Here is a 22497-nt window from a genome sequence, read left to right as displayed (position 1 = left end):
GTTAATATGGTATCGTTGAGCAGCCTGCTCCACGCTCATATTGAGTAAGCTTTTGGCCCCTCAACCGGAGGTCAGAATACCGAATTTTCGAAAAACTTTTACTGTCTGTGGATACGTAGATAGAATTTCGGCAAGATTGGTTGTTAAATCTAGGTGATCCATTTGTTCCAAAAACCCCCTTTGTTTTTCACATCGTCTTTTTCCGATTGAAGCTGACTAAGTTGAGTCTCCAGCTTCTCGAGTGAAGAATCACGCTCTTCTTGTTTAACTAGCATGACTTGCAGTACTTGGGCTAGACTTTGAGTTTCTTTTTTAAGATGGGACATAGCCTCTTTGACGGGTTCCAGTTCATCAAACGGCGGGAGATCGGCTTCTTGTTTGGCTTGAAGAGCATTCTCCGAGATAACTCCTATGATTTGATCAAACTTGGAAAGCATGTCTTGAACAGCAAGGTTGAGAAGAGAGTTTTCTTGCTCGAGATAGGCGACGGTTTTGATTAAAGATTGAAGTTCTTCGTTTTCCTTCGTAGGTTTTTCAGATACTTCAGGAGCGTTGGGCACTTCAAGGGTAGTGGTTGTCATAGAGACCTCCTCTAAATCAGCAACGGGGTTTGTTGCTACTTCATCAAGGTTTGGGTTACTTAATTCAAGTGGGGCAATTTTTGAGGGGATGGCCGTGCTAATATTCTCCATGACAGAAGCCGCCGAAAGTGGATCGCAATGGGACGATAGTTGCTCAGGATAGAAAGCGGGTACTGGAGGCGGTGCAGGTTGAAAAGCTTGGGTGGAAATGGTTTTATGGGGGGTGGACGAAGGAGTCTGCTGATGAATACTGAAGCCTAATTCGTGGTAATATGCCGGAGCGTGTCTCACCCCTTGATCTTCTAACCAGTAAGTTTGATGAAAATTCCTTCTGCCTTTATGCACCCATTGTAAGAGCTGATGGAAAGGGGTATGAGAGGAAACTAGCTTCCATCCGGTTCCATCATTTTGCATGAGGATCTCTTCTCCTGTATAGGCAAGAAGCCAAAGAATTCCATTGATTTCTAAGGCACCAATATTTTTAATAGGAGTGTTGAAGGTTTTGATGGGGGCTGGTGATGGATGCCAAGTACTAGTCAGATCATGGGCATCTATCTGTTGGGCAGAGCGCAGTTCAAACTGTCCAGTGGGAGTTTTTACGACCCAATAGAGATGATGAGCGTTGTCCGAGGTCATCAGTGTAGCCATATCGATAACTTCACCTGTAATTCGTAGGGTTTCAGTAGGAGAGCCCCATATGTGAAATGTTCCGTTAAAACGGTTCGTAAAAAGCAGAGAATATCGACCCTGAAAGGTTATAGTTAAGAAATGAAGGTTTCCCTGACTATCTAAGTTAACGTGATAAAGGGGTTCTCGAGAGTGAACAACTTCGCCCATATGAGTGCTGCGCCATAAGGTGCCGTTCCAAAAACGATGTTCTATACGCCAAAGTTCGGGTATGGATTGATGCGTTGAAGCGTAAAAGATATGTATCGTCTTACCTTGTGGGAAAAGAAAAAGCCGGCGGTATCTTGTGCCGCGCACGTCTAATTTAGCGATTAGTGTTGTCTGGGGTGTCCCCGCACCAGAAATGAGAGTGTAACACAGATCTCCACTTGTTTTTAGAACGACAAGATGAATGGTTTTAGAATCTGTCATGATTCCATGAGCTAAAAGTAATGGCTCCTGGATTCGATAGAAGGGTTCTTGACTGTTTTCCTTGAAAAGGGCACATCCTTGAGGGTCGATGTTCAAATACGAGGAGTCATTTTCATACGTCAAGAGAAGGGGAGTTAAGGTGTTACGAGGTAAGAAAGCCAATACGATCACTTCCTTTGTATTATCGTCAACAAGTGATCCATTCCCGTAGAAAGAAAGGGCCGTATTGGACGGCCCTTTCTTAACGGAAAAGGCAAACAATCTATTCATAAGAGGGGGAACAACGGCTTATGGTTCTACCGACAAGTATCCAACTGAGGTGGGAAGAAATCACTGGGGAATGGCGTCAGAGTGGTGTCAAAGAAATTGAGACACGGATTTTCCGGAATATCGGGGAATTCTTCGCAAAGAGGAGGTTCTGGGCAGAATCCAAAGGCTGGAACAAGAAGTTGCACTAAACCGGTTACTTTAGTTATGACAAAGCTGCCAATTGCAAGTTGAATAGTGGTCACCGTGAACAACGGGCTGGTCAATACTTCCGTTCTTGTTTCAACACGTAAGTTGAAGTCGAATTCTGGACGAGTGGGTGGGAAGTACATCACAATATCTTTGTTAATATCCGGTAGGTTACCGGTGACTGTAAATAGGGCACCAGTTGAATCCCGTAAGGTTAGCGTATAGGGGATCTGAATCGTGAACTGAACTCTTGAGAAATTGGGGCGAGCCGGAATGGGTGTTATGACGACACTGCCAGGAATGATTACGCCCGTAGAGAAGGTCATGCTAATAAAGGTGAACGGAGGAACACCAGTGGGTAAGGTCACAGTGAAGGCTGGGAAGCATTCCCTTTGTAGACAGCTAGCATAAACCTTTTCCACAATGATGCAGACCGACTCAGTGATTTCCTCAAGTTGATAAGGGTCAGTTAAATCAATGGGGTCACTAGGCGACAAAGCAGATCCGACTCTGCCTACTGTAACACCTCGTGGCGGGAAGGAAGCCGGTAGCGCGGCAGCGATGGTATTGGTGAGTGTGTTTATAATACTTATCGAGCTGTCTCCTTCGTTGGCAACCCATAACTGTGTGCCATCACCAGTTACATCTAGGCCTAGAGGGTTAATTCCAACAGGAATTGTGGTTATTACGTTAAGTCCGGTCGTCGAGAGTACTGAAACACTGTTAGATCCAAAATTACTCACATACATAAAGACAGGATTGACGGGGTTTGCTGCAATTTTCTGCGGATTTGAGCCGACTGGAATTAGGCTGATCAGAGCATTAGTGGCGGTATTGAGGACACTCACGTTGTTGCTGCCGCTGTTGACAACAAAGAGCTTTGTATTATCTAAACTAACGGCTAGTCCGTTGGGTGAAGTACCGACTGGAATCGTCGTGATAACGGTATTGGTGACCGGATTGATAACCGAGACTGAATTGCTGCCTCCATTGCTTACGTAGATACGGCTGCCATCACGGGCAATAGTGACATCTATAGGTCCTGTGCCAACCGTTATGGTACTTACCACGGAATGAGTTGGGATGCTAATGACTGAAACAGTTCCACTTCCAGAGTTTGTCACGTATGCTGTAGTACTAGTAGGGTCAATTGCGACCGAAGTCGGGGCCAAACCTACTGGGATCGTAGCTAAGACAAGATTTCCGGCGGTACATATGACGGAGACGGTGTTGCTGCCGAAATTAGGAACTAAAACCTTGGTACCATCCGGCGTGCGTCTTGGGAAAGCAGGTGCAATCCCCACGGGAATGGTAGCGACTAGCACATCGCTGTAAACATTATATATGGCGACGGCATTGTCGAGTGTTACCCAAGCATGGGTTTCAAATAGCATGTGTGTATTCCCCCCTTTTTAGATTCGAGAAATGAGTAGACTTAGTAGGTTTCAACGTATACTATTCGCCCGTCGACTAGGGTGTTACAATAATTTGCTGAAGCATCCGGCCAGCCCGTTCGCTCCAGTCGTTGGCAAGGGCGTAAGCCATTCGTTCTGCTTTGCAGGAATCTTCACCTTCTAATAAATTAACTAAACGTTTTGAGAATAAGTGGGGGTCACTTTCAAGATTAATCCTTGGGATGGCTAATAGTTCTGGAAGTGGCGTCCCCAAGACTTGAATTCCTGAGGCATAATATTCATAGAGTTTGATAGGGTTACACCCTCTCGTCATTTCATTTTGAAGAAAGGGAATAAGTCCAACATTGAAGTGATGAAGATAAGTTGGAAGTTGGTGATAGGATTTTAAGCCTAAATGAAAAACGTTGTTATATTTGATAGGAAACTTATTCAGTTGAAAAAGGGCACCAATAAAAACAAAGTTGAATTGCGGGTTCTCCTGGACAACAACTTTAAGCAACTCCCAATCGACCCAAGGGGCTATTGCACCACTATAGCCAATTATAGGTTTACCAGAGGGCAGATCACTAGGTCGATCACTGGAGATGGGCGAAAAATGAACGAAATCCACACCGTTTGGCACCAGATGAACATGGGGATACCTAGGGAGAAAATAGTCATAAATACTACGACTACTACAAAATATCAAGTTTGCTTTTTCTAATATAGTGGGATAATAGGGTGCCCAACTGGCGAATTCCTCTTTAGGCTCATCCACTGCATCGTAAATAACAAGATCAGGGTTATAGTTTTGAATACAATTAATATGCGAGGGAACCGTTAACCAAAGAATACGTGGACGTGAATGGGGAATGGACAAAGCGGAAGACCCCTGGCAGAGGAAAAATGAGGGAGATAAACTTTTGACGGTTGGTTTTGGAAAGTTACCCAAGTCTTCGTAGAGAACCGTCTGACCGGATGCGGAAAATTGACCCAGCAACTGTTGTGGGCGCTGAAACATCCAACTCCATGGAATTGAGGGAGGATAGATAATCGTAGACATTAGTAACCTCCTCATTGGCTGATTACCGAGAATAATCGTACATAGTATTAGGATATGTTGAAAAGGGTTAAGGGGGAATGGAGAGGCTAGTACCATTTGCCTAATGAGATCATAGTATACAGAAAAGAGATGTGGTTTATAGAGTAGGAGGGTGGGATATGGAAGAGGGGGAGGTCCAAACGATCAAGAATGATATTGCAGAAATCAAGGAGGCTGTCAAGGATGTATCGGCAGTCGTGAACGATATGCGAGTGCTGCTAGCCGGTAACTATATTACAAAACAGGACTTTGAGGAATTTAAAAAAGGAGCCGAAACTAATCGTCATTGGTGGTCGGGTTTTATCATAGCCTCGGCAGGAGCATTCGCGGCAATCGTAAATCTCCTTTGGAACCATTAATATGGTAGGGAAGCTGAATAATATGAAAGAAAAAAAGTCTGCGGTGTAGTTAAGGGCAGACTTTTTTTGATATTCAAAAGTGGGATTAAAACTGAGGACTCTAACATGTTTGAAGGCTTGTGCATAGAGTATTACAGATAGTCAACCTTGAGAATTGTTGATGCCGTAGTCATGGGGGGTGATTTCTCTGAAGGTCTTATCATTGACCAATGAATTTGAAGAAGAAAGTTTTGGTGGTGCGGGTACAGCGGCCACAGGCATGCTATATATGCTTGATCGTATGGGTGTACAACAAACCGTAATCGTTCCACGCAGTGATTGGAATGTACCGGACTGGGCTTTACGAGGACACCAGATTAAAGTCCTAAGGTTACCTCGCAACAGCCATTATTTTGATTATTTAGGGATGATTAAGGCGGATGTCGTGTGTCAGGAATTTCCGGAGCTTAGTCAGGCGTGGGATATAATTCATAGTCATGCCATTAATTTTACACCCTTGGCGTATACCCTGTCCCAAGGGGTTATTCCAATCTTCTATTCAGTTTATTCTTTTTTGCGCAAAGAGTTAGGAGACCGATCAGAGCCCGATTTACAAGCGCAATTTAAGATACAGGAAGAGCTTCTGATGCGTTGTCAACGCATTCAACTCATCAGTCAGAGTGAAAGGAGATATTTGGCAAGTCATTTCCCTCAATACCTTCCCAAAACGGAGGTCTTACCTCTCGGTATCATCATCCCTTCGGAACGTTGGCAACAAAGGAACACAAATGAGTTTCTGTATGTCGGAAGACTACTGGACTATAAAGGGATTGAAGATTTGATCAAGGCCGTGTCATTTATACAGCAAAGCGGTCGGCAAATTCACTTAAATATTGTCGGTAAAGGAACGGACTCCTATGAGGGGTTCTTGAAGCAGCTTGTTCGGTCACTAAAGCTAGGGGCTTGCCTCCAATTCCATGGTAGAACAACCAGTTCAGAGGTAAGGAGATGGATGGCGCGTGCGACAAGTCTCGTTGTTCCCAGTCGACGTGAGGCCTATGGATTGGTGGCCTTAGAGGGAATGGCGATCGGGACGCCGATAATAGCTTCAAATGCTGGGGGACTAGCAGAAGTTGTATCAAACACCTGCGCGTTAACCTTTGAGGCGGGTAATGTTGGGCAGTTGTCAAAGGCTTTAGCAAGTGCACTAGATAAACCATCCCTTTTGCAATCCCTTGCAGCTAGGGGCCGAGAGCGGGCTTTGACATTTGAGTGGGGACAGCTTGCTCCGCGATATTTGATGCTCTTGGAGCAAATGTAGGAGGAAGTGTCTTAGCGCGTTCGCACACGTTCCATTGCTATTCGCTTGGTGATGCCGCTAAAACGCAAAACCTCTGGGCTTTCTGCATGTGAACCGTTGCGTTTCTTAACGCTTCATCGCCTGCACTCATTGACGCAATTCCTCTCTCCGTGCTCTCTGAGCTAAGAAACTTCCTCTGGGCTTGGGTCAATGGGGAGGACGATGCAGGGATGTCTGGTGGGAGCAACGGTGTCAGATAGAAAAAAACTGACATACGATATATCAATTACTGCAACAGAGGGGATGGGAAAGCGTGATGTGGGAGCAAAAACAGGTTTTGATCACTGGAGCGGGTGGATTTATTGGCAGTCACTTGGCAGAGGCCTTGGTCAAAGCAGCAGCAAAGGTTCGTGTCTTTATTCGATATAATTCGAGAGATGGCCGTGGGAACCTAGAAGATTTAGAGCCCGGGTTACTGGAGCAGATCGAAATAATCGCGGGAGACTTACGTGATGCGGATGTGATCGAACGAACGGTTAAGGGATGTGACGCTGTTTTTCACTTAGGTGCTTTGGTGGGGATCCCGTATTCTTATAAAAACCCTCGTGAGGTCGTGGAAACCAATATTTTGGGGACGTTCAATGTTCTGACGGCAGCACGCGATCATGGAGTGGAGCGAATCGTGCACACTTCAACCAGTGAAGTATATGGGTCTGCACTTTATGTTCCGATTGATGAGTCTCACCCTCTTCAGGGTCAGTCCCCTTATTCAGCCAGCAAAATCGGGGCAGATAAGTTAGCCGAAAGCTTTTATGCCTCCTATGATTTACCGGTCGTCACAGTCAGACCGTTTAATTGTTATGGACCGCGACAATCCGCCCGGGCCGTCATTCCCACGCTGATTACTCAGGCCCTAGCCTGTCAAGAAATACGTCTTGGAAACACAGACACCCTGCGTGATTTTACCTTTGTCACGGATACGGCTGAAGGATTTATTAAAGCAGCGCAGAGCCAAGAGGGGTTTGGTAAGGTGATAAATATAGGTTCAGGAAGGGAGATTTCGATTGGTCAATTAGCTCAGATTATTATAAATGCAATCCAGAGTACGGCAAAAATTGTCGTAGACGAGGCGCGAGTTCGCCCGAGCCGTAGTGAGGTAAACCGTCTTTTAGCAGATAATCGTTTGGCTAAAGAAACGATCGGATGGGAACCTCGTGTGTCACTGGAAGAAGGGATTAAAAAAACTGTAGTCTGGGTTGCTGCCCATATGAATCGATTTCAGATAGGGAAATACCAAATTTGAAAAGATGAAGAAGGGAAATAAAAATGCAAACCATTATTTTAGCGGGTGGTCGCGGTATACGCTTAGATCCATTTTCCCGAATTTTACCCAAGCCCCTTTTTCCCATTGGAGACAAACCGATAGCTGAGATTCTTGTGCATCAACTCCAGCTTGCAGGCTTTAATGAAATCATCATGTGTTTGGGGTATCTTGCAGATTTCATTAAACTGTACTTCCAAGATGGCAGCTATTTTGGTTTAACGATTCGTTATTCAGTGGAAACTGAACCATTAGGGACGGCGGGTCCGTTGAGAATGGTCAATGATTTAGAAGAAAATTTTCTAGTAGTCAATGGGGATGAATTGACCACCTTAGATTTCCGGGCGTTGTATGATCACCATTTAGCGATGAAAGCAGATATGACGGTGGCTGTACAGAAGAAGTCTGTCAGTTCATCGTTCGGAGTCTTAGAGATTAAGGAGGGGCAAGTAACCGCCTATTCGGAAAAACCAACCATTAACTATTGGGCCAGTATGGGCATTTACGTCATTAACAAGCGAGTTCTTTCGTTAATTCCTCAAAACAAACGCTTTGATATGCCAGACCTAGTTCAGCGTCTTCTTTCGGAACAAGCTCGGGTTGTGAGTTATGAAAGCGAGGATCTTTGGTTTGATATCGGGACGATGGCTGACCTCGAAAAGGCTAAGGAGGAGTTTAAGCAGTTAAAGCTTCTATAAAATATGGGGCCTTAAAAAGGCTGTAATATTAATAAATCGAAAGAAAGAGCGTAGCAGCTCTCACGTGAATAGTAACGATAAGGAGCATGAGAAGGGCATGAGCAAGGTATTGATCTTGGGAGGGTCAGGGATGTTAGGCCACACCCTGTTTCGCTATCTGTCAGAAGATTCAAGGCTCGATGTCTATGCTACGGTCCGCTCGGCAAAGGAGTTATCCAGTTGGTTACCGACGGATTGGATGAAGAAAGTGCGCAGAGACGTCGATGTTCTGGATTCCGATATCCTGACTAAGGTTTTCTCGGATGTGTCACCAGACCTTGTGGTGAATTGTATCGGAGTGATTAAGCAGGTACCAAAGGCCCAAGACCCACTCGCGACGATCACTGCTAACGCACTTTTACCTCACAGAATTGCCTTACTTTGCAGTGCTGCAGGTTCGCGCCTAATTCATGTCAGTACAGATTGTGTCTTTGATGGAGAGAAAGGCGGATATTTAGAAAGCGATGTTTCTAATGCCCATGATCTCTACGGCAGAACAAAATTTCTCGGTGAAGTAGCCTACCCTCATTGTGTTACACTACGCACTTCAATTATCGGGCATGAATTGAAAGGAAACTACGGTTTAGTCGAATGGTTTCTTAGTCAAGAAAAGAAGGTGCGTGGGTTCCGGCAGGTCATTTATTCCGGTTTTCCAACCGTCGAATTAGCTCGGATTATTCGTGATTACGTAATCCCTAATTCGGAAATGATGGGGCTTTACCACGTATCCTCTGATCCAATTTCCAAATACGAGTTGCTTAAACTCATCAAGGTTCAGTACGACAAAAACGTGGAAATCGAACCAGAGGACAGTTTTCGACTCGATCGATCGTTGGACTCAACACGATTCCGCTCCCTAACGGGCTATAATCCACCGACGTGGCCAGACTTAGTTCGCGGAATGCATCGGGATTATTTGCAAGGCCCCTATCAAAACGGTAAAGCCAAGGGGGAATAAAAATTGAAGCTTTTCGATAATAAAGTGATTGTGATTACCGGGGGCACAGGTTCACTCGGTAAGGTGTTAACCCGTCGGCTCTTACAAAAGGAACTTGGTTCCCCTAAAAAGATCATTATCTTTTCGCGTGATGAAGCCAAACAGCATGCTATGCGGGTCGAATATCAGCATAAACGTGAGGTTACCGATGAAGTGATCTATGACAATTTTGCTCGACTCATCGAGTTTAGAATAGGGGATATCCGTGATTATCATTCCGTCTGCGCAGTGTTAAGGGAAGCGGATATAGTGATTAATGCTGCTGCCCTCAAACAGGTTCCTTCTTGCGAGTACTTTCCATTTGAAGCGGTACGGACCAATGTACTTGGCCCAGAAAATATCATCCGAGCTATTGGTGAAAATAATCTTAAAGTAGAAACAGTGGTGGGAGTCTCTACGGATAAAGCCTGTAAACCGGTGAATGCTATGGGAATTTCAAAGGCAATGCAAGAGCGGATATTCATAACCGCGAATGTGACGCTTCCCAAGACAAGGTTTATTTGTGTGCGCTATGGTAATGTGCTTGCTTCCCGGGGTTCTGTAATTCCTTTGTTTCATGAGCAAATCAAGCGCGGTGGTCCGATCACAGTAACCACAAAGGAAATGACGAGATTTTTATTGCCTTTAGAAAGTGCCGTCGACACCATTTTTGCAGTCCTTTCTGGGGCAAAACCTGGTGAAATCTATATTCCGAAAATTCCTGCGGCGCGCATTGTAGATGTCGCTAAGGCCTTGATTGAAAAACGGGAAATTAAAATAGACTATACGGGAATTCGCCCAGGAGAAAAGGTTCACGAAGTATTAGTTTCTGAAGAAGAGGCTTGGCGTGCGTATGATCGGGGTGACTATTATGCGATTAAGCCAATGCTTCCTGAACTGTTTACTGCGGAGCCTGGCCAACAGGCGTTGTCAAAAGAGTATAGTTCGGGCGATTTTCTCATGACCTTCGAAGAAACAGAAAGCTTGCTAAGAGAGCATCATCTGATGGTGGGTCAGGACTATATCGATGAAGGAGAATTTTTGCGTTGAAGAACTATAATATCGTTTGTATATGTCAAATCTATAATGAACTTTGTAAAGAAAACCTAGAACGGTTTGTAAATTATGTTTTACCCTCAGTAAGTGATTTGGTTGTCTATGATGACGGTAGCACGGATGGCAGCTATGAATATATGCTAAAGAATACACCCTACGTCCTTAGAGGGACTAAAAATGATTTTGTCAATGAGCGAAGCCATAAGCAACTTCTGCTGCAAGAGGCTTTAAAGCTGAAGCCGGATTTTATCTTGTGGTTGGATGCAGACGAAGTATTAACCGCCAATGCCGCCGAGAAGCTTCAGGAATTGTGTGCGCAATGTGACGAAAATCAGATCGATGCTGTGAACATGCATGAAATCAACCTCTGGCGCAGTTATTCTTGGCAAAGGTTGGACAGTTTATATGACAAGGGTTGGTTTTGCCGTCTCTGGCGAGTTGTTCCTGGTCTTTGCTTTAATGAGACAAAACCTGGTCTCCATCAACCACTTTTTCCGACCACGATTCGTACCGTGAAGTGGACTCTTGATGTTCAAGTATTGCACTATGGTTTTTCTTCGAAGCAACGTTTAGCCTACAAATATCTAGTGTACAGGTCGCACGGACAACGCGGTTATGATATGCTTGATCGTTTAATCAGCGAGGAAAAGCTTGTTGTAGCAAAAGTTCCTCAAGAACTCTTCCCGGAAGGTCTCTGGCTTGATGACGACGAGCCTAAACCACTGACCTTTGCGGAGTCCTTAGCTTATGTCGAAGAATACCGGGAAGAAGTGTTCAAACCAAGATTCTCCATTGTTTGTTTAGTCTATAAAAGTGTGGAATGGTTGAAATTTGTTTACGAGCAGGTTTTTAAATATACAGATATGACAGATAAGGAATTTTTCTTTGTTGCGAATGATGCAAACCCCTCGGTGCTCAGTTATTTGATGGATAACTATATTCCACATTATGTTTTTACGAACACCCCCCAGCAGCAAATGGAATGGTATGTTAATAATGTTTACCGTGCTTACAATTTTGCGGCCAGCAAGGCTCAGGGAGACTTTGTCGTTTTCATTAATTCTGATATGGCGTTTACATCAGGTTGGTTGGATAGTCTATGGCAGGCTTATAACGGAGAAAACTGTGTCACATCCCGATTAGTAGAGTCCGGGAAGTTGCGCAGTGGTCAATACGGTGTGGAAAGTGACTTTGGCCGGGATTATTCGTCGTATCAAGAAAGCGAATTTCGACAGTTTGCCCGTGATCTGACGGAGCCTAAATTGTTAGACGGCGGCCTATTCATGCCCCTTTTAATACGTAAGGAACATTTTGAACGGGTGGGCGGCTATCCGGAAGGACAGGTTATCCTAGGTAGTGATTTTAATCACCCGGTAATTGCTCGATTGGGAGAAGCCTGTATATCTGGGGATACGGTCTTGATGCTGAAACTCCAGACCATAGGAATCAAGCATCAAACGGCGTTTGACAGTCTCGTTTATCATTTTCAGTGGGGGGAACTTGATAGTTCGGAAACCGCAGTAGCTGTACTAAGAGAAATAAAAGTTGCGGTATGCAATGATTTTGTCTCAGGATCAATGGGAGAAAAGGTATTATGGAAGTTCCTCCAGGAATCCTTACCTGCCTCAGAGATTATAGATACGCATATTGTTGGGGCCAACGGAGATTATGCTGCAAATGCTCGAAACTATATCCAAGAACATTATCCGGAAGTAGAAGTGATTCTTCAAAATGCAACTTTCATGAATACAGTTGACGAATCACGCTATACAATAGCGGTCTTACAGGACGATATTAGATCCACGGGCATGACAAATACGCAACAAGAGGAAAATTTGCGCCGGGCCAATAAACTTGTTACAAATTCTATACAAACGGCACTGTCTTATCCAGAGTATGAATTTGAGATAATTTCTGGTGGTGTGGAACAGGATTCTAGGCAAAAGTGGCATCGTTTACTGACGGCTGTCTTTATAGAACTCATGATTGCAAAATCTAACTATAAAAGAGAAGTCAAACGGCATAAAGTATCAATCATCATAACAACATTTCAAAGAACGCATTTGTTAAGGTGGGGGCTCTATTCATTATCCCTACAGACAATGCCCTTTGAGTTTGAAACAATTGTCGTTAATGATGGCTTACAAGATGAAACAGAAGAGATCTGTAACGAGTTCAAGGAAAAACTTAACTTGAAGTATATATTTACCGGACAAAGAAATCTAAACGGTGATTCCGTTTGGCGGGTACCTGGTTTTGCTATAAATATTGGGGTAAAGCAATCCTCCGGGGATATTTTAGTCATGTGTTGTGCTGAAATGCTCCATGTAAACCATACTATTGCCAAACTTACTAAGTCTATTTTAGATAATCCTAAATTGTTGGGTATTCCGGTTGGAAAAGATGATCGTGATGGGGCTTTTCTAGAGTGTATCAATAAGAATAACGGGATTTTTGATGTTGAAACGTACAACAATTGTGTAGATTTAGATACTAGAATGCCGTTTCTGATGGCTCTACATCGTAGTCAATTTATGGAGATCGGGGGCTATGATGAAGATTTTATAGGAATTGCTTATGATGATCGGGATTTTATCGATCGATTGTTGGGAAACGGTTGTCATTACTTTCTGACAGATGCGGTAACAGCACATTTGTACCATCCCAGAGCAGACGGTTATTATGAGGGTGGAGGTCCTCCCGAATGGGACTATAATAAAAATTTGTACTTTTCCAGAATTGGTAAAATAGTAAGGAATGAAGGAAAAGAGTGGGGAAAACTATAAAAAGAGTGGGTATTATTGTATTGCATTTCAGAAATGGGCTGTAGCAAAACTTGAGCCTTTTTTCAAGGTGGTAGTGCGCTATCCCAAAAAAAGAGGATTAGGCACTACGAAGTTGGTGAATGATTCTTAAATTTATAGGAAATTCTCAAACAAAATGGGGCTGTAACAAATCGTTACAGCCCCTTAAATATTAGAGATGGCTTTTTAATAATAATGAACAATAAGTCCATAGAAATTACTTTTGGAGGGGATGATCATTATTACTTCAAGTAAGGCCAATCCAGTTTACATAAATAGGACATGTCCAACAAAGGGAATTGTTCCAGCTTTAAGCATAATTGAAGGTAACAAAATTAGGACATGAACAATACAATGAATTAACCCATAATTTAGGAGGTAAGAAGATATATGCCTTATTTAACAACGGGTTTGTTTGATAACACCCCGGTTGCAGGTGTTAGACCGAGTTCAACGCTCTCGGTAAATATCTCGAATGATGATACTTCTACAGTAGCAATTCAAATTGAGGGATTTTTTCAGAGTGGAACGACAAAAGTGAAGTATGTAGAGGAGTTGTTTACTCTTACTGCAGGTAGTGTGACCAAGAGAAACTATTTCGCCCAATTTGATGCCTTTGAGTTTCAATTCACTGTTAGCTCAGAGGCTGTAGAAATCACTGCTTGGGGGAAAGACGCAACTGGAAATCTGACAACAGCCCATAGGGCAGTTGCACAAGAGGTTAATCCATTTTAACGAGAAATTAAAATAAATAATGTAAGGAGACGAGAGAATGGCTGAATTAACTACCGGATTGATTGAAAATACACCGGTCGCCGGTGTAAGACCAACTACAACGCTTACAGTAAAAATCACCAATGATGACACTATTGCTGCTAACATTCAAATGGAAGGATTTTACGTGACAGGGACTACGAAGACACTTTATGTCTTGGAGTTATTTATCTTGGCCCCCGGGGAGGTAGCAACAAGAACCTATTTTGCGCAGTTTGATGAATTTGAATTTCAGTTTATAACCAGCTCTGATGCTGTAGAGATCTCCGCCTGGGGAAAAAGTGCTGCTGGGGATTTGGTCGCAGCTCATCGCGTGTTACCAGCAGAACTTGATCCAATAGGTCCTGATGGAGCCACAGGAGCCACAGGAGCCACAGGAGCAACAGGAGCAACAGGAGCAACCGGAGAGACAGGAGCAACCGGAGCAACAGGAGCAACAGGAGCAACAGGAGCAACAGGAGCAACAGGAGCAACAGGAGCAACAGGAGCAACCGGAGCAACCGGAGAGACAGGAGCCACAGGAGCCACAGGAGCCACAGGAGCAACGGGAGCAACAGGGGCAGGTTTGGCTGCCTTCGGTTATGTTTATACACTTGACTTATTGCCTCAAATTGTTGCTGCCGGAGCAGATGTGATATTTACCAGTAGTGGTCCGCTTGTAAACGAAACCCACGCAGCTGCTACCGCCTCGGTAACCGTTGCACTTGCCGGCAACTATCAAATTGACTATAGCGTAAGCATAACTTTAGGTGTAGGATCGGAAATAGCTATTGCTGTGGGCGGCATTGTAGATCCATCAACTCCAATTACGGCGTTGGCCGCTACTGGTCAAGTAACTGGTCAGGCAATATTAACACTTGCAGCGGGTGCTGTCATTACGCTTAGGAACGCCTCCGCTCTTACTCCGTTTACCCTAGCTGCTTCGCCCGAGGTTGGTGCGCAATTGACTATTAACAAATTAGATTAATTTATATTTAGAAAACCTTCTGTGTACATTACAGAAGGTTTTTTTAAATATAAAAACCTCAGCGTTTGCATTTGTTTATAATACAAGTGCCCAAACGGTTGCAGTTGGAAGTGATGTTGTTTTTGATAGCAATGGCTCGTTGCTTGGCATTCAGCACACTGCCGGAAACGCGGATTTAACGATCAATAATGCGTGCACTTACCTGTTAACATTCCAGGTAGGCGTATCTGGTGCATCCAATCAATTTGCTGTGTATTTGAGTGGAGCTCAGGTAACCGGTAGTAGATTTGGTATAAATCAAGCCTTAGTAGATAATGTACCAAACTATGGTCAAATGATCTTTGATGCAGTCGCTGGTGCTACTGCTACACTAAAGAACAATGACTCATCCGGAGGAACAGTTACACTTTCTACAGGTGCTGGAGGAACTCAAACTACTACAAATGCATCCATTGTCATTCACAGAATAAATTAGTATAAATAATAAAGTCCCTTGGAACGCCAAGGGACTTTATTATTTATTTTTATTTTCATTAATAAAACTTCCCAATAAATTTATTCTGAATATATATAAAGTAACGTTTGTAAAAAGGAGAAGAAAAAATGGAGGGTAAGGAAATAAGAATCAGTCTATGTATGATAGTCCGTAACGAAGAGAATACAATTGCGAGATGTCTTGATTCCGTCAAAGGTATTCCTGATGAAATAGTAATTGTTGATACAGGTTCCTCAGATCGTACGAAAGAAATTGTCAAAGAATTCACTGACAAAACCTTTGATTTTAATTGGATTGACGATTTTGCGGCTGCCCGCAATTTTGCTTTTAGCAAAGCAACCACGGATTATATCCTTTGGCTGGACGCAGATGATGTTTTTGCAGAGTCTGATCGTGAGCAGTTTCTAAAGCTAAAGGAAAATTTAGATCCCTTAATGGACGTCGTCAATATGCCTTATCTTTTAGCATTCGACCAGTTTGGCGCAGTTACTTTCAGTTTAAGAAGGAATCGCTTGGTTAAGCGAAGTAAGAACTTCCGATGGATTGGGGCTGTACACGAGTATTTGGAGGTGTACGGACATGTTTTGAACTCTGATATTTGTGTAACACACAAGGGGACGGGAGGGGATGATTCTGACCGTAACCTTAAAATATATGAGAAGCGTAAGACCAAAGGGGAATCATTTTCCCCACGGGATTTATATTACTATGCTAATGAACTGTTTGATCACAAACTCTATAAGGGAGCGATTGAATCTTACCAGGAATTTTTAGAGACTGGACAGGGATGGGTCGAGGATAAAATTTCTGCTTGCGGAAAACTGGCTGATTGTTACCATAACTTGGGGGAAAAGGACAAACAACTTGAATATATTTTTAAATCATTTGAACATGCCATTCCAAGGGCTGAATTCTGCTGTCGCTTAGGTTTTTATTTTCTGAGTGCTGAGCAATATGAACAGGGGGTTTTCTGGTACAAACTGGCTACTCAATTGGAAAAGCCTATAGATAGCTGGGGACCTGTGATTGAAGCCTGCTGGACGTGGTTACCGCATTTACAGTTGTGTGTTTGCTATGATCGCTTAGGTAAACATGAGTTAGCCTATGAGCATAATGAGATTGCTAGAAAGTATCGTCCAGAAAATACCCAGGTTCTTTACAACAAGAAGTATCTGGAGGGTGTTTTGGGATTAGGAAGAGCCGAAACGCAAGAAATTAATCAGGGAAAAGCCAATGTATAGAGGAAAGGGTTGAGTAATATGGTGGTATTAAACTGGCATGAAGACTTTATTGTTCACCTGGCCAGCCTTGTTCGTCCAAAGGTTTACGTGGAACTTGGATTATATCATTGTGCGCTTTTCAATCGAATAATTCCCTTCGCTGAACAATTAATTGGGGTGGATATTAGTGCGGAAGCCGGTAACTATATGCAACAATCTTCGAAAACTCGCTTTTTTATACTAGTCATAACTTAAGGTTATATACTTTCTGGAAGCATAAGTGCAACTAAGGCGACCGCCTTCGCGGAGGCTTGGCGCTAGCCAAGTTTTCTTTAAGGGTACAACACAGGAATTTAGCAAGGAAGTAGAGGCTAGCCCTCTACAAATTAATATGTTATTCATTGATGCTGATCATTCTAAAGCGGCAGTATTACAAGACTTCAAGGATTTCTTCCCATTTGTAGCCCCACACGGTCTCATTTTGTTGCATGATACCCATCCTGGAAATGAGCAAATGATGCAGCCAGAATGGTGCGGTACTGCCTATCTAGCAGTAGAAGGGTTATTGAGGGAAACGGGAGGATCGTATGAGTTGATGACGATTCCGGTTTCCCCTGGTTTAACGATTTGCAGAAAACGTCAGGTTCAATTGTCCTGGCAGGAATAGCTTTAAGGCTCTAAGTTTATATAAAAGAATGATTAAACATAATTGTACTTTCTGGCTTAGGTGAGGCCTGTTGGATATTATTACTATTTCATAATCCATAACTTAATCTCCCTGGGCATAATTTATTTTCTTGATATTGTATGTAATCACTAGCGAAATGGTTGCAAATTGAAACACCGCAGTAAAGACATACAATTAAAGTAAGTCTTTACTGCTTTTGGTATTATTTACTTAACACTCAACAAGAAAGCTTCTACTTGATCTGCGGTGCGTCGCCAAGACCATGCTTGAGCGAGAAGATGGCCTGAGGCAGCTAAACGCTGACGTTCGGTATCCTGTGTCAATAGATGGTAGATTGCTGAGCTTAGCTGTTCAATGTCACTTGGGGGAACTAACAAACAGTTTTCACCGTTCCTAACGTAATCACGATTTCCGCCACAATCGGTGGTCACTACGGCTGTACCGCAAGCCATCGCTTCAAGGGGCGGTAAGCCAAACGCTTCAAAGTAAGAGGTGTAAACAAAGAGGTCTGCCTCTGCATAGAGCTGGGCAAGTTCTTGATCCGTCGTCGAGGTCTTAAGTCGACAAGGTACAGGGCTTGTAAACAAGGCGCCCTCTGGAAGGGAAACAGTTAGGTCAAAATTAACCCGTTCCTTTAAACGGGTGATGGCTTTTAAAAAGTCTGCGCCTCCTTTCCAGGTATACCCAGATACAGGGTCGCGCATGATGTAAAAAATGTTCTTACGGCCTGTTTGCATAGATGGTTTAGGATAAGGATGAAACGTCGAAGTGTCTACTCCACCTGAAATGACCGTGCTTTCTAGGCCAGTTTCTTGGAGTATGAGTTGGCGATGCCATTGAGATATTGACATGATTGGGACGCCAATCAGATAGGTCTGCTTAGCAGTTACCGAATCAGGAACCCAGAGGGGTTCATAGCCAAGACTGAGGCGTACTACCTGGCCTTTTTGGGATTCCCAGGCCGGCTTAACCGTTAAAAAGAAATTAGGGAGTATGAAATCGGCTGAAGGGATGGAGAAAGGGGTTAATTCTTTCACCCGTCTTAATTTGGTACGCAAGGGCCAGACTTGGAGTCCTTTTTCGGGCATGACGACTTCAATATCATGCCCTTTATCAGCTAGGGCATTAGCTAGATGATAAATAAAACGGGCCCCCCCGCCCATTTCCAAACTAAGAACAGGAAACACGATCTTCATGATGGTTTGTCCTCCCTTTTGCTTACGGTACTACATAGTATGGTTCAAGTAAGGGATTTGTGTGTCAGATGGTACTTTAGGGGAAATTTTGAATACCATAATAAAGAAAGAAATTAACATTGGAAGGATGTTCAGCCAGTGTATATCGTAAATCATAAAAATTTCCTGGATACGATTAATGAACTCCTGTCAGATTCCCGTACGGTCCTAGATATTGGCTGCGGAGTAGGTGAGACTCTCAAAGATTTTTCTTGCCCTATAAAAATTGGCGTTGATGCTCATCGGCCATACTTAGAGCATGCTAAGTATAGTGATCAGTTTATTAAACTAAATTTCATGGCAGAGCGCTTGAGCGAACTATTTCTGCCTAAGTCCGTAGATAGCGTAACGCTGATTGATGTCATTGAACATTTTGAGAAAGGGGTTGCATGGGAAGTCCTGCGCCAAGTAGAAGAGATCGCTGCCAAAAAGGTTATTGTCTTTACTCCCCGGGGTTTTTTTCAACAGCTAGAGGTTGATCATTACGGCTTAGGGGGAGAAAGCTTCCAACGGCATCGATCGGGATGGGAGGTTGAGGATTTCCAAAAGCTTGGTTACAATATTGTTATTTTAAGTAAGTTCCACGATCAGACAAATTTAGCGTTCGTGCAGGTCTATGGCGAAAACGCTGAGCCTATTGACGCCCTATTAGCTTGGAAGGATTGCAGTCTAGTCATGGGCTAACCGCAAAAGTAAGGCTTCTACTTTATCGGCTGTATGCCGCCAGGTCCAGGGTAGGGCGAATTGTGAGCCGGCGTGAGCAAGCTGATTGCGTAACGTTTCTTGGGTTAACAATTGAGCTAGCGCCTGGGTAAGTTGTTTGATATCGCTAGGGGGGACAAGTAAACAGTTCTCTCTGTTTTTTGCGTAATCACGGTTACCACCATTATCAGTGGTAACGACTGCTGTACCACAGGCCATAGCTTCTAAAGGGGGGAGGGCAAAGGCTTCGAAGTAGGAGGTCGAAACGAAGATGTCTGCCTGGGCGTAGAAATGAGCCATCTCAGTGTCAGTATCAGCTTTTACTATCTTATAGGGTAGGGGTGCCTGGGAGGGTACCCTCTCTGGGGTGACAACTTGGATGTCAAAGTCAGGAACGGATTGTGATAAATGCTGGCAGGCTTCCCAAAAGTCCTCGGCGCCCTTCCAAGTGTAGCCATGGTCCTTCGAACGCAGGATATAGGCAATGGTTAGGCGACCGGTGGATAGGGATAGTTTGGGAAAGTGCTTAAAAACAGTGGTGTCAACCCCTCCTGGAATTACTGTGCTGTCCCGCCCCGTTTCTTGTAAAATTAATTGACGATGCCATTGAGATATGGAAATGATCGGCGCATCGATAAGATAAGAAGCCCGTGCTTTTGCGGTTTCATTTACCCATAAAGGTTCATAACCAAGGCTAAGTCGGACGACTCGGCCTTTTTTTGATTCCCATGCTGGAAAAACAGTTGGATAGAAATTTGGAAGGATGAAATCCGCAGGCGGTATTGTATTAGGAGTAAGCTTTTTGACTCGGGTAATTTGTGCCCGTAGAGGCCAAGCCACTGAGGCGTTTTCAGGGAGTACGATTTCAACGCTGTGTCCTTTATCCACCATTTCATTGGCTAACTGATAAATGAAGCGTGTCCCCCCAGTTTCCAAACTTACGACTGGAATAACTAGTTTCATAATTTAGCCCTCCTAATGATGCCGTAATTTGTTATCTTTTCAGTGTATGTTACGCCCGGCGCCAAGGTGGCAAAATTGCAGCTAAATCGAATATTACAGGGATTATTTCTAGGAGCATACCTCTGTTGTGTCAACAAGGGGTGGACTGCCATAACTTATAGTGATGAGTTAGGGGAAGGGATGGATCCTAAAAAATGAAAATTTGTGTGGTTGGTTTGGGGAATATCGGCTTTAATCTTTTCACTTACCTTTGTCATAAATTTCCTGGAGAGGTCGTCGGGGTGGATGTGAATGAGAGTAGGGTCAACGAATTACGGAGCAAGGGTTATAGAGTGACCTCGGATTATCGGGCTTTAACTGGGATAGATGTTTGGTTAATGGCTCCTTCCACTGGTAATCAGGGACAAAACCTATTTTCGGCTTTAGAGCAAATGATCATCTTTCCGGGCTCGTTGATTTCCATCGAATCGACGTTGCCTCTAGGAACCATGAGGCGTGTGCGTGAATTCCTGGAAAAAAAGGGCTTTGAATTAGGGACTGATATTTTTCTAATCCATGTACCCCATAGGGTAATGTTTGGTGTTGACAAAACCGTTTGTGATACCCCGCGGGTTATAGGAGCCTTTACGAATACCTGCTTAGAAAAAGGCCGTCAGTTTTATACTCCGTTGGTGCCTCTTCTAGTTGAAGTTTCTGACGTTCGGGTGGCGGAGTTGTCTAAGGTGGTTGAGAATGTCAAGCGCTATGTAGATGTAGCCTTTGCTCAGGAAATCTATGGATATTGTGTTGCCCAAGGAATGGATTATGACGAACTAAGAATGGCTGTCAATAGTAAAAATAACGTGGAACTTCTAGGTACAGACTGGGGCATTGGTGGGGAGTGTCTGCCTAAGGACATGAGTTTCTTACGAACGGTTTGTACCTCAGCGTTGTTGGAAGGGGCTGAACAAGCGGATCAGGACTATCGAGATCGAATCGTGAAACAGGTGGGCAGTGGTAAAGAGGTTTTGGTCAGAGGTTTGAGCTATAAAACAGGCGTGAAGGATCTTAAGCATAGCAGAGGGGTTGATTTGGTCAGGGCTTTAGAAGCGGCAGGAAATACTGTTTGGGTGGAAGATCCCTTATTTTCGCCGGCTGAGCTGAGTGGAGCGGGCTTTAACTCCATTAATGAGTTTGAGGTCGGTCAGGAAACCAAAAAAGAGGATCAAGTAGTAGATAGGGTAGTATTGGATCGGCAAAAAGCCTTAGACATTAAATAAAGGGTCACAGGTCATCTGGGAAACTGTCAGCAAAACTATAAAGGATTCTTGGCTTAAAATAGTGGAAAAAGGAGTAAATACGATGGCTAAAGTTTTAGTAACGGGTAGTAAAGGAACGTTAGGTTCACGGTTGGTAGAAGTACTACAATATCGGGGACATGATGTTTGGGAAGTTGATTTACAACATCATCTGGGGGAGAAATATATTAGGGCGGACATCTCTGAGTATCGCCAGTTAGAGCGGGTCTTTGAGCAAAACTATGATTATGTCTTTCATTTAGCCGCTGAATTTGGCCGGATCAATGGAGAGCATTATTATGACACTCTTTGGAAAACAAACGTGATCGGGACCCGTAACATTTTAGAATGGCAATTAAAAAAGGGTTTTAAACTGATCTTTACAAGCTCCTCTGAAATCTACGGAGAAGCAGCAGAACCCTTGTTAACAGAGGATTTACCGTTAAAGAAGACGATTATTCAGCATAATGACTATGCTTTAACTAAGTGGGCCAATGAAGTCCAAGTGATCAACTTTGAAAAGAAATATGAATCTCCGATTGTTAGACTGCGCTTATTCAATGCCTACGGCCCGGGGGAATACTACCACTCCTACCGTAGTGTTGTTTGTCTCTTTATTTATCGAGCGTTAAAGGGTATTTCTTATGAGGTTTATGAAGGCTACTACCGTGTTTTCATGTATGTCGACGATTTAATCCCGACCATAGCCAACGTGGCGAATAACTTCAAGCCAGGTGAGGTGTATAACATCGGGGGGACAGAATATCGCAGTGTTAAAGATTTAAGTGAATTAGTGCTGAGCTATACGGACGGTGATCCGAAATTAGTAAAGTATCTTCCAGAAGACAAGCACAATACGGTCAGTAAACGACCGGATATTGGCAAAGCAACAGCTGACCTTGGACATGACCCGAAGGTATTGTTAGAAGAAGGATTACCCATTACCGTAGAGTGGATGAAGACGATATATCCGATGGCTAATCGCCCCTAGTCGTGGTTCGTGGTTTGTAGT

Annotated in this window: 21 protein-coding genes; 16 read left to right on the top strand and 5 right to left on the bottom strand. The window is 43.7% G+C overall.

Annotated elements, in window-relative coordinates:
* Nucleotides 1–149: 149 nt before the first annotated feature.
* The 3 genes from ACYQ3Q_RS08110 to ACYQ3Q_RS08100 form a co-directional block, all read right to left on the bottom strand.
* Nucleotides 150–1949: a hypothetical protein gene (locus ACYQ3Q_RS08110; RefSeq protein ID WP_459928098.1), complete on the bottom strand. Its 1800-nt coding sequence runs from the start codon at nucleotides 1947–1949 to the stop codon at nucleotides 150–152.
* Between the two features lie 26 nt (nucleotides 1950–1975).
* Complete coding sequence (locus tag ACYQ3Q_RS08105; RefSeq protein WP_459928097.1) at nucleotides 1976–3529, bottom strand: YncE family protein; 1554 nt, start codon at nucleotides 3527–3529, stop codon at nucleotides 1976–1978.
* A gap of 76 nt (nucleotides 3530–3605) precedes the next feature.
* Nucleotides 3606–4592 (bottom strand): glycosyltransferase family protein, encoded by a 987-nt coding sequence (locus ACYQ3Q_RS08100; RefSeq protein WP_459928096.1) that lies wholly within the window; start codon nucleotides 4590–4592, stop codon nucleotides 3606–3608.
* A 158-nt stretch (nucleotides 4593–4750) separates the two neighbouring features.
* Between ACYQ3Q_RS08100 and ACYQ3Q_RS08095 the strand changes: the two genes are divergently transcribed.
* The 13 genes from ACYQ3Q_RS08095 (at nucleotide 4751) to ACYQ3Q_RS08035 (ending at nucleotide 17287) form a co-directional block, all read left to right on the top strand.
* Nucleotides 4751–4990 (top strand): hypothetical protein, encoded by a 240-nt coding sequence (locus tag ACYQ3Q_RS08095; protein ID WP_459928095.1) that lies wholly within the window; start codon nucleotides 4751–4753, stop codon nucleotides 4988–4990.
* A gap of 202 nt (nucleotides 4991–5192) precedes the next feature.
* Nucleotides 5193–6290, top strand: a complete 1098-nt coding sequence (locus tag ACYQ3Q_RS08090; RefSeq protein WP_459928094.1) for a glycosyltransferase family 4 protein — start codon at nucleotides 5193–5195, stop codon at nucleotides 6288–6290.
* Nucleotides 6291–6585: 295 nt separating this feature from the next.
* Nucleotides 6586–7572: an SDR family NAD(P)-dependent oxidoreductase gene (locus ACYQ3Q_RS08085; protein ID WP_459928317.1), complete on the top strand. Its 987-nt coding sequence runs from the start codon at nucleotides 6586–6588 to the stop codon at nucleotides 7570–7572.
* Nucleotides 7573–7595: 23 nt separating this feature from the next.
* Nucleotides 7596–8288: a sugar phosphate nucleotidyltransferase gene (locus ACYQ3Q_RS08080; RefSeq protein WP_459928093.1), complete on the top strand. Its 693-nt coding sequence runs from the start codon at nucleotides 7596–7598 to the stop codon at nucleotides 8286–8288.
* A gap of 97 nt (nucleotides 8289–8385) precedes the next feature.
* A complete protein-coding gene (locus ACYQ3Q_RS08075) occupies nucleotides 8386–9285 on the top strand; it encodes a dTDP-4-dehydrorhamnose reductase family protein (protein ID WP_459928092.1) in 900 nt (299 codons plus the stop codon).
* Nucleotides 9286–9288: 3 nt separating this feature from the next.
* The gene (locus tag ACYQ3Q_RS08070; protein ID WP_459928091.1) at nucleotides 9289–10353 is read left to right on the top strand and encodes a polysaccharide biosynthesis protein; all 1065 of its coding nucleotides are present in this window, start codon (nucleotides 9289–9291) and stop codon (nucleotides 10351–10353) included.
* Entirely contained in the window at nucleotides 10350–13145 is a 2796-nt protein-coding gene (locus ACYQ3Q_RS08065) for a glycosyltransferase (protein ID WP_459928090.1), read from the top strand. Before ACYQ3Q_RS08070 ends, ACYQ3Q_RS08065 begins: the two co-directional genes overlap by 4 nt.
* A gap of 408 nt (nucleotides 13146–13553) precedes the next feature.
* The gene (locus tag ACYQ3Q_RS08060; protein ID WP_459928089.1) at nucleotides 13554–13898 is read left to right on the top strand and encodes a hypothetical protein; all 345 of its coding nucleotides are present in this window, start codon (nucleotides 13554–13556) and stop codon (nucleotides 13896–13898) included.
* 37 nt (nucleotides 13899–13935) lie between these two features.
* Nucleotides 13936–14904, top strand: coding sequence for a BclA C-terminal domain-containing protein (locus ACYQ3Q_RS08055; RefSeq protein WP_459928088.1), 969 nt, complete (start codon nucleotides 13936–13938; stop codon nucleotides 14902–14904).
* Nucleotides 14905–15043: 139 nt separating this feature from the next.
* Nucleotides 15044–15379: a hypothetical protein gene (locus ACYQ3Q_RS08050; RefSeq protein ID WP_459928087.1), complete on the top strand. Its 336-nt coding sequence runs from the start codon at nucleotides 15044–15046 to the stop codon at nucleotides 15377–15379.
* Nucleotides 15380–15507: 128 nt separating this feature from the next.
* A complete protein-coding gene (locus tag ACYQ3Q_RS08045) occupies nucleotides 15508–16641 on the top strand; it encodes a glycosyltransferase (RefSeq protein WP_459928086.1) in 1134 nt (377 codons plus the stop codon).
* Nucleotides 16642–16659: 18 nt separating this feature from the next.
* Nucleotides 16660–16875, top strand: coding sequence for a hypothetical protein (locus ACYQ3Q_RS08040; RefSeq protein WP_459928085.1), 216 nt, complete (start codon nucleotides 16660–16662; stop codon nucleotides 16873–16875).
* Between the two features lie 25 nt (nucleotides 16876–16900).
* The gene (locus tag ACYQ3Q_RS08035) at nucleotides 16901–17287 is read left to right on the top strand and encodes a class I SAM-dependent methyltransferase (protein ID WP_459928084.1); all 387 of its coding nucleotides are present in this window, start codon (nucleotides 16901–16903) and stop codon (nucleotides 17285–17287) included.
* Nucleotides 17288–17514: 227 nt separating this feature from the next.
* Here the strand turns inward: ACYQ3Q_RS08035 and ACYQ3Q_RS08030 are convergent, their stop codons facing one another.
* Nucleotides 17515–18504, bottom strand: a complete 990-nt coding sequence (locus ACYQ3Q_RS08030; RefSeq protein ID WP_459928083.1) for a glycosyltransferase family 4 protein — start codon at nucleotides 18502–18504, stop codon at nucleotides 17515–17517.
* A 138-nt stretch (nucleotides 18505–18642) separates the two neighbouring features.
* On the opposite strand from ACYQ3Q_RS08030, the gene ACYQ3Q_RS08025 reads away from it, so the two are divergent.
* Nucleotides 18643–19227: a class I SAM-dependent methyltransferase gene (locus ACYQ3Q_RS08025; RefSeq protein WP_459928082.1), complete on the top strand. Its 585-nt coding sequence runs from the start codon at nucleotides 18643–18645 to the stop codon at nucleotides 19225–19227.
* Here ACYQ3Q_RS08025 and ACYQ3Q_RS08020 read toward each other — a convergent pair.
* Nucleotides 19213–20208, bottom strand: a complete 996-nt coding sequence (locus ACYQ3Q_RS08020) for a glycosyltransferase family 4 protein (protein WP_459928081.1) — start codon at nucleotides 20206–20208, stop codon at nucleotides 19213–19215. The two genes, ACYQ3Q_RS08025 and ACYQ3Q_RS08020, sit on opposite strands and share 15 nt — an antisense overlap.
* A gap of 194 nt (nucleotides 20209–20402) precedes the next feature.
* Here ACYQ3Q_RS08020 and ACYQ3Q_RS08015 point away from each other — a divergent pair, with 194 nt between their 5' ends.
* Nucleotides 20403–21467 (top strand): NAD-binding protein, encoded by a 1065-nt coding sequence (locus tag ACYQ3Q_RS08015; RefSeq protein WP_459928080.1) that lies wholly within the window; start codon nucleotides 20403–20405, stop codon nucleotides 21465–21467.
* Between the two features lie 82 nt (nucleotides 21468–21549).
* A complete protein-coding gene (locus ACYQ3Q_RS08010) occupies nucleotides 21550–22476 on the top strand; it encodes an NAD-dependent epimerase/dehydratase family protein (protein WP_459928079.1) in 927 nt (308 codons plus the stop codon).
* The last annotated feature ends 21 nt before the right edge of the window (nucleotides 22477–22497 follow it).

This window comes from Desulfosporosinus burensis, assembly GCF_054657535.1.
Note: the sequence above shows the minus strand (reverse complement) of the source record. Positions and strands in the feature narration are given on the sequence as shown.